Raw genomic sequence first — 8,284 nt, forward strand, 5'->3', positions numbered from 1 at the left:
CGATCCCAAACTGGTGAGCCCGCAGGGGGCTGGCGACATGTTGACCCAGCCCTTCATGCTGAGTTTCTGGATCCTGGTCTGTGTCGGGGTGGTGGGGCTACCTCACTCGGCGCTGCGCTGCTTTGGCTATCGCGACAGCAAGGCGCTCCATCGCGGCATCCTGATCGGTACTGTGGTGAGCGCCCTGCTGATGTTCGGCATGCATCTGGCCGGCGCTCTGGGTCGCGCCATCCTGCCCGGCATGGACAGTCCGGACAAGATCATGCCGTCACTGATGATGGAAGTGCTGCCCCCCTGGCTGGCAGGGGTCTTTCTGGCGGCGCCGATGGCGGCCATCATGTCTACCATCGACTCCCAGCTGATCCAGGCCTCCGCGACTCTGGTCAAGGATCTCTACCTCAACTACCTCAATCCGCAGCAAGAGAAGCTGGAGGTGCGCATCCCGCGTCTCTCCCTGCTCTGTACCCTGATCCTCGGCACTCTGGTGCTGCTGGCGGCGCTGCAACCGCCCGAGATGATCATCTGGCTCAACCTGCTCGCCTTCGGTGGCTTGCAGGCGGTGTTCCTCTGGCCACTGGTGCTCGGCCTCTACTGGTCGCGAGCCAACGGACCCGGCGCACTGGCCAGCATGGTCAGCGGCATCGTCAGCTATGGGGTTCTGAGTCAGTGGGAGATCAAGCTGGCCGGCCTGCACGCCATCGTGCCGAGCCTTGCGCTGGCACTGGTGATTTTCGTGGTGGTCAGCCTGCTCACCGCCGCCCCCGAGCGGGAAGTGCGGGCCCTTTTCGAGTAGCAATAACAAAAAGATAAATAAAGGGTTCCAAAACTATCCCCAAATGGGTGGTTTCCAGTTAAACTGTGCGCCAAGTCACAAAAGATTGCCGCAGTATGCCCGTTAAAGCCACTCGACAACTGATTACCCACTCCCTGCAGCGGCTCGGTTATGCCTTGCTGCTGCCGGTCTCCATCCTGCCGATGGCGGCATTGATCTACCGGCTTGGGCAACCCGACGTACTCGATTTGGCGGTGCTCTCTCTTACCGGGCAAGCGATCTTCAGCCAGATGCCGCTTATCTATGCGGTGGCCATCGCCTTTGGTCTGAGCCGGCAAGAGCTGGGCGGGCAAACGCTGGCGGGAGCGGTCAACTTTCTGCTGCTCAGCACGGCGTTCAACACGCTGGCCCCCAACCTGCACGCCGACATGATCTGCGGTCTGCTGGCGGGGCTCACCACCGCGATTGTCTACCCCTGGGTGCATCAGCAAAAGCTGCCCGGCTGGCTGCAGATGGCCAGAGGGGAGTTTCCCAGCGTGCTGGCTTCGGCGCTGGTCTGCCTGCTGCTCGCGGTTCCCCTCTCGTTGCTCTGGCCACCGTTGGAGCGCGGCTTGACCCTGCTCACCTCGGATCTGCTCACCACCCCCTTCGGCGCCTTCTGTTTTGGCACCCTCAACCGCCTGCTCATTCCGCTCGGCCTGCATCAGGTGCTGGGCAGCGTGGTGGGGCTTGGCGAGAGCAACCTGCAGGCACTGGCTGCTGCCCAGCCGCTGCATGAGGGGTATATGGCCGGCCTCTACCCCATCATCATGTTCGGCCTGCCGGGCGCCTGCTTCGCCATCTGGCTGCACCGCCAGCGGATGCAACGGCTGCCGCAGGGGGGCTTGCTGCTCACCCTGGCGCTCACTTCGGCACTGGTGGGGATCACCGAGCCCATCGAATTTCTGTTCGCCTTCACCGCCCCCTGGCTGTTTCTGGCCCACGCCCTGATGACGGGGCTCTCGCTCGCCGTTTGCAGCGCGCTCGGCATCAAGGTGGGCAGCTACTTCTCCGCCGGTCTGCTGGATCTGGTATTGAGCTATCAGTCGGGGGAGCACAGCTTCTGGGTAATCCCGGTCGGTATCCTGTTCTTCGTCGCCTACACCCTGCTCTTTTATCAGCTGCTGGAGCGTGCGCCCCTCAGTATGCCGAGCAAACCCATCGCCAAGGAGCACCCGCGCCTTGCGAGCGTGGTGCCCACCGACCCGCAGATGCTGGCCATCCAGTACCTCAAGGTATTGGGCGGCATGGACAACCTGCAGGCGATGAGCGTCTGCCTGACCCGTCTCAGCCTGCGAGTGCGCGACATCAGCCGGGTCGAACAATCCCGCCTGCTGGAGCTGGGCTGCCTCTCCTGGATCGTGCTCAACGACCACCAGCTGGTACTGGTGCTGGGCCCCAGCGCAGGGCTTATCGAGGGGCAGATCCGCATGCTGGCAGAGCGCCAGTCGGTGCCGCTCGGTCTCAAGCCCAATCAGGAGTCGGCCAGCCAGAGCAGCTGGTAACAACTCAGGCAAACGGCAGCCGTTCGGCTACAAAGTCCATCAGGGTTCGCAGGGCAGGAGCGAGGTGCTCCCGGCTCGGATAGATGAGATAGAAGGGGTTGGGCGGCACGGCGAGCTCCGGCAGCACCTTCTGCAACCGGCCACTCGCCAGATCCCCCTCGCAGACATGATGGGGCAGCAAGGCAATCCCCCCTTCGTTGATCGCCAACTCCCGCAGTGCCAGCAGGCTGTTGCTGATGCAAGCCCCCTGCGGCCGCCAGCCTCCCTCCTGCAGCGGCCAGAGCGGCAGCGCCGAGTGCACCAGACAGGCATATCGTCCCAGATCGCTCAATTGCTGCGGCATGCCGTGGGCCGCCAGATAGGCGGGAGCCGCCACCAGATGGCGCGGCACCTGACCGATACGCCGGCAGATCAGGCTGGAGTCTTTCAGAGGCGCTGCCCGCAGCGCCAGATCGTAACCCTCGCCCACCAGATCAAGCTGTTCATCGCTCAGGGTCAGCTCCAGTACCACCTCGGGGTAAAGCGCACGAAACTCGGCGAGGATCCGGCCAAGCAGCAGGGTGCCTGTCGCCTCGGGGGCGGTGATCCGCACCCGACCTGCCGGGGCCGAGCGCAACCTTGCCATCGCCAGATTGGCGCTGCGAGCCAGCGTCAGCAGCCCCTGACAATGCTCCACATAGACCTCCCCCTGCGGGGTCAGGCTCAACCTGCGGGTGGTGCGCTGCAGCAGCCGCACGCCGAGCTGAGCTTCGAGTCGCGAGATCTTCTGGCTTACCGACGATTTCGGCATCCCCATCAGCTCGGCCGCCCGGGTAAAGCTCCCCTGCTCTACCACTGTGGCAAACAGTCCCATCAACTCCAGATCGACATTGTTCATATATTCAAACAGTCTTTACCAATTACCCATCTTAATCAGGATAATTAACCAGACTAGAGTGAGTGGCAATCCCGAACACACCGATTTGAAAGGAACAACCATGAAAGCCATTGCCCTGACTCACTATCTGCCGAGCGACCATCCCCACTGCTTTATCGCCGCCGAGCTGCCCGACCCCACACCGGGCCCGCGGGATCTGCTGGTGCGGGTCAACGCAACCTCCATCAATCCGGTCGACACCAAGGTGCGCACCCCCAAGGCCAAGGTCGAAAGTAGCCCGCGCGTGCTGGGCTGGGATGCGGTCGGTGACGTGATCGCCACCGGCAGCGAAGTCACCCTGTTCAAAGCGGGCGACCGGGTCTGGTATGCCGGCGACATCAGCCGCCCCGGCAGCAACAGCGCCCTGCAACTGGTGGATGAGCGCATCGCCGCCATCGCCCCCACCAGTCTGAGCGACGTGGAGGCGGCCGCACTGCCGCTCACCGCCATCACCGCCTGGGAGACCCTGTTCGACCGCTTTGGCCTCACCCGCGAGAGCCGCGGCAAGCTGCTGATCATCGGCGGGGCTGGCGGGGTAGGTTCCATCGCCATCCAGCTGGCTCGCCAGCTCACCGGTATGGAGGTGATTGCGACCGCCTCCCGCCCCGAAACCCGTGAGTGGTGCCTCGAGATGGGTGCTCATCAGGTAGTGAACCATCACAAGCTGCAGGAGGAGTTGACCGCCTTTGGCATCGCTCAGGTCGACGCCATCTTCTGCACCAATGCCACCGCCGAGCACTGGGCTACCATGGCGGGGTTGATCCGCCCGTTCGGCCATATCTGCACCATCGCCGAGTCCAAAGAGCCCTGGGATCTCTCCCTGCTCAAGAGCAAGAGCGTGACCTTCAGCCAGGAGTTCATGTTTACCCGCTCCCTGTTCCAGACCCCGGACATGATCGAGCAGCACAAGCTGCTGACACAGGTTGCCACTCTGGTTGATCAGGGCGAACTCAAGAGCACTCTGACCAAAACCCTGCCGGCCTTGACCCCGACCTCACTGGCAGAGGCCCATGCCGAGGTAGAGGCGGGCCGCATGGTGGGCAAGCTGGTGATCGACATGAGCGGCTTCTCCCGCTAATCCCTTGTGGGTAATTGCTGCACCATCATGGTGTGAACTCACCAGTGCCACGCCCCAACAGGGGACGCAGCAACCAGAGAGCCAGACAGTCACCACGCAGAACCACCATAAAAAAACCCATAAAAGAGGGCCATCCCGCCGGGATGGCCCTAAATACCTGAACATTGGGGTAACAATCACACACATATCCTTCAGCAGGACATCAGGCTTTTGCAGCTGGCGTGCCAACTGTGCCGGTTGCCCTGCAACTTCCCATCTTTGAGCCAAAAAAATGCCACCTGACGGTGGCAGTGAAAAATGACGGAACTTGAGCAAAGCGTTCGGCGAAAACCGGTCATCTTCGCCGCTACAGAGCAATACAGAAACCGTGCCAATTCGGCAAAGCCTCCTCATGACACCGCCATCGCCCGCTCCGTACGGGCAAACCACGACAGCACACGCCCATGATGATAGAATCGCGCGGTTTCACATTTATGAAGAGTCGACGCCATGCCCTGGATACAAATTCGAATCAACGCCACTGCCAAGACCGCAGACAAGGTGAGCAACATGCTGCTGGGGCGTGGTGCCCAGGCGGTGACCTTTATGGATGCCAAGGATGTGCCCGTCTATGAACCCATGCCCGGTGAAACCCCGCTCTGGGGCGAGACCGAAGTAATGGGTCTGTTCGATGCCGAAACCGATCCGGCCCCCACCATCGCCTTCTTCCAGCAGATCTTCGGCGAAAACGTCGGCTACAAGGTCGAGCAGCTGGAAGACAAGGACTGGGTGCGCGAATGGATGGATCACTTCCACCCCATGCAGTTTGGCGAACGCCTCTGGATCTGCCCGAGCTGGCGCGATGTGCCGAACCCCGATGCGGTCAACGTCATGCTGGACCCGGGTCTGGCCTTCGGTACCGGTACCCACCCCACCACCGCGCTCTGCCTGCAGTGGCTGGACGGGCTGGATCTGGCCGGTAAAACCGTGGTCGACTTTGGCTGTGGCTCCGGCATTCTCGGCATCGCCGCCCTGAAACTGGGTGCCGCCCGCGTCATCGGCATCGACATCGACCCGCAGGCGATTCAGGCTAGCCGCGACAACGCCGCTCGCAACGGCGTCGCCGACCAAATAGAGCTGTATCTGCCGGCCGACCAGCCGCAAGACGTCGAAGCGGACGTGGTGGTCGCCAACATCCTCGCCGGCCCGCTGCGCGAACTGGCACCGCTTATCGCCGGCCACGGCAAAGCGGGCAGCCTGATGGCCCTCTCCGGCGTGCTTGAAAGTCAGGCACCGGAGCTGGAAACCATCTACGGCCAGTGGTTCGAGATGGACCCGACCGCCGTCAAGGAGGAGTGGTGCCGCCTCTCCGGCCGCAAGCATGGCTAATCGCCATCCGATTTAACCGTCAGGGCTCCCATCTGGGGGCCCTGATTCTTTCTGACAAACCATTCTCACCTGGTTCCCACTCTGGGAAGCTCTTCACGCTTCCTTACTCCACAACGCTTTACCATCTCCTATCCAACCGTAAGGAGGCTCCATGAACGAATATCAGAAGATGATCAGCAGCCAGCCCTATAACTGCATCGATCCGGAATTGATTGCGATACGGCGCGAGGCTGCGGCATGCTACCGCAGTTTCAATCGGGCAGAGGAAGAGGATGAACAGCGGGCTCTGCTGGAGGAGCTGGTCGGCGAGCTGGCAGAAGGAGCCTTTATCTGCCCCCCCCTCTACTGCACCTATGGCCGCCACATCCACCTTGGCAAAAACAGCTACATCAACATGGGTGCCACCCTGCTGGACAACGCCCCCATCCGTATCGGGGCCGACGTGATGATCGGGCCAAACGTGCAGATCTATACTGCAGCCCACTCACTGGAGGCCGATGAACGGGTACAAGGGGTCGAGACGGCGCTGCCCATCACCATAGAAGAGCGGGTCTGGATCGGTGGTGGGGCCATCCTGCTGCCCGGCGTCACCATAGGACGAGAGGCGATTGTCGGGGCCGGAGCCGTGGTCACCAAAGATGTGCCGGCAGGTGCCAGAGTGGCAGGCAATCCTGCCAGAACTCTGCCAGCCAAGAGAGTGGAACGAGCCAGCTGACGCATCACTGCAACCATGCGCAGACCATGTCAGCGAACGCATAAACCCATAAAAAATAAAGCCCAATGTCACGAAGACGTTGGGCTGTTTAAAAAGGTGCTACGGAATTGCGACTCTCATCGCAGAAAAATTAGAAGGAGTGCCCTTCTAAACTGGCAAGAGGGATATTAATAGATGCGAAAACGTTTTACATAGCGAAATACTCCGGGATTGAGAGGCGTATCTCACTATTTAAATAATTACCTGCTACGCCCTGCCGACCCCCTTGGAGCCGTTTATTTTCTCCCACCACTCTGGTTACTATTCACGGTTAAACAAAAAGCCCCTGCACTGAGGGGCTTTCTCTTTTTGACTATTTACCGAGCAACCTAGAAGTGGCGGACAAACTGCTCGATAGGCAGTTCACGCAGCTTGCGCGCCTCCAGCATGGGGGTGCCGAGGTAGAGGAAACCCACCAACTGATCCTCTGCCGCCAGTCCCAGCCCCTTGTTGATCTGCTCGTCGAAGATAAACCAGCCGGAGCGCCAGATGCCGTTGAAACCCTGCGCCTGTGCCGCCATCTGCATCGCCATCACGGCGCAACCGGCAGAAAGCTCCTGCTCCAGCTTCGGCACCTTGGGGTGCTCCTGATAACGGGTTGCCACCGCGATGACCAGCGGTGCGCGCAGCGGCGCCTCGCTGCACTTCTTGATGCTCTCTTCATCTTCACCGCGGGCACGGGCAGCCTCGGCCAGCAACTTGCCCAGCCGCTCGCGGCCTTCCCCTTCAAACAGAATGAACTGCCAGGGAGTCAGGGTGCCGTGATCCGGCGCGCGCAGCCCCGCCTTCAAAATATTGTCGAGTACCTCGCCAGCAGGAGCGGGATCGGCGAGACGGCCACAGGAGTGGCGGTTGAGCAGCAGAGTGAGGGCATCCATGGGCAATTCCTTCTTGGGCAATGATGGCGCTACCTTAGCACAGCGCCGAATGAAGAAAACCCCTGAAGCTCAGGGGTTTATCTCATTCATGATGGCGGGGAGAGATTAGATGACAGCGGCGAGTTCGGCGCCCTGTCTGATCGCCCGCTTGGCATCCAGCTCGGCAGCCACGTCGGCTCCGCCAATAATATGCACCGGCTTGCCAGCGGCCTGCAGACCGGCCAGCAGCTCCTTGAGCGGCTCCTGTCCGGCGCAAATGATCACCTGATCCACCGGCAGACACTGCTGCTTGTCACCCACCTGGATATGAAGCCCGTCGTCATCGATGCGCAGGTACTGCACACCGGAGAGCATCTCAACCTTGCGGTTCTTGAGCACGGTACGGTGGATCCAGCCGGTGGTCTTGCCAAGACCGTCACCTACCTTGCTCTCCTTGCGCTGGAGCAGCCAGATCTGGCGCTCGGGCGCATCGACTTCAGGAGTGGTGAGGCCACCGCGCTCGCCGAGATGCTTGTCGATGCCCCACTCCTTGAGCCAGTGATCACGGTGCCCCTCGGCATCCATCTCCACCTTCTTCTCGACCAGATACTCAGCCACATCAAAGCCGATGCCGCCGGCGCCGATCACCGCCACCTTCTGGCCGACCGGCTTGTGATCCCGCAATACATCGAGGTAGTTCAATACTTTGGGATGCTCGATCCCCGGAATATTGGGAGTACGCGGGCGGATACCGGTGGCGAGGATCACCTCGTCAAAGCCGCCGCCGAGCAGGCTTTCGGCACTCTGGCGCTGGCCCAGATATAGCTCGACGCCACACTTCTCCAGCCGCTTGGCGAAATAGCGCAGGGTTTCGTGAAACTCCTCCTTGCCCGGGATCTGCTTGGCGAAGTTGAACTGGCCGCCAATCTCGCTCGCCTGATCGAACAGGCTCACCTGATGACCGCGCTCGGCAGCGTAGCAGGCAAAGGCCAGCC

8 protein-coding genes are annotated in these 8,284 nt (G+C 61.3%); 5 read left to right on the plus strand and 3 right to left on the minus strand.

Annotation, left to right across the window (positions count from 1 at the left end):
• Together panF and AACS24_RS19545 are read left to right on the plus strand one after the other, a co-directional pair.
• Positions 1 to 793: sodium/pantothenate symporter (panF, locus tag AACS24_RS19540; protein WP_258223001.1), on the plus strand; the 793-nt coding region annotated here is incomplete at its 5' end.
• Positions 794 to 888: 95 nt separating this feature from the next.
• Positions 889 to 2,316 (plus strand): PTS transporter subunit EIIC, encoded by a 1,428-nt coding sequence (locus tag AACS24_RS19545; RefSeq protein WP_108571717.1) that lies wholly within the window; start codon positions 889 to 891, stop codon positions 2,314 to 2,316.
• A 4-nt stretch (positions 2,317 to 2,320) separates the two neighbouring features.
• Here AACS24_RS19545 and AACS24_RS19550 read toward each other — a convergent pair whose 3' ends face one another.
• Complete coding sequence (locus AACS24_RS19550) at positions 2,321 to 3,193, minus strand: LysR family transcriptional regulator (protein WP_033114119.1); 873 nt, start codon at positions 3,191 to 3,193, stop codon at positions 2,321 to 2,323.
• 100 nt (positions 3,194 to 3,293) lie between these two features.
• On the opposite strand from AACS24_RS19550, the gene AACS24_RS19555 reads away from it, so the two are divergent.
• From AACS24_RS19555 to AACS24_RS19565, 3 genes are all read left to right on the plus strand, one after another.
• Entirely contained in the window at positions 3,294 to 4,310 is a 1,017-nt protein-coding gene (locus AACS24_RS19555) for a zinc-binding alcohol dehydrogenase family protein (RefSeq protein ID WP_108571718.1), read from the plus strand.
• 489 nt (positions 4,311 to 4,799) lie between these two features.
• The gene (gene prmA, locus AACS24_RS19560) at positions 4,800 to 5,678 is read left to right on the plus strand and encodes a 50S ribosomal protein L11 methyltransferase (RefSeq protein WP_041207941.1); all 879 of its coding nucleotides are present in this window, start codon (positions 4,800 to 4,802) and stop codon (positions 5,676 to 5,678) included.
• 151 nt (positions 5,679 to 5,829) lie between these two features.
• Positions 5,830 to 6,393 (plus strand): sugar O-acetyltransferase, encoded by a 564-nt coding sequence (locus AACS24_RS19565; protein WP_108571719.1) that lies wholly within the window; start codon positions 5,830 to 5,832, stop codon positions 6,391 to 6,393.
• A gap of 368 nt (positions 6,394 to 6,761) precedes the next feature.
• Here AACS24_RS19565 and AACS24_RS19570 read toward each other — a convergent pair whose 3' ends face one another.
• The gene (locus tag AACS24_RS19570; protein ID WP_033114114.1) at positions 6,762 to 7,310 is read right to left on the minus strand and encodes an NAD(P)H nitroreductase; all 549 of its coding nucleotides are present in this window, start codon (positions 7,308 to 7,310) and stop codon (positions 6,762 to 6,764) included.
• Between the two features lie 105 nt (positions 7,311 to 7,415).
• The coding region (locus tag AACS24_RS19575) for an FAD-dependent oxidoreductase (protein WP_181364237.1) at positions 7,416 to 8,284 on the minus strand (869 nt) is incomplete at its 5' end.

Source organism: Aeromonas sp. HMWF016, from assembly GCF_963878195.1.
Taxonomy (GTDB): Bacteria; Pseudomonadota; Gammaproteobacteria; order Enterobacterales; family Aeromonadaceae; genus Aeromonas; species Aeromonas lacus.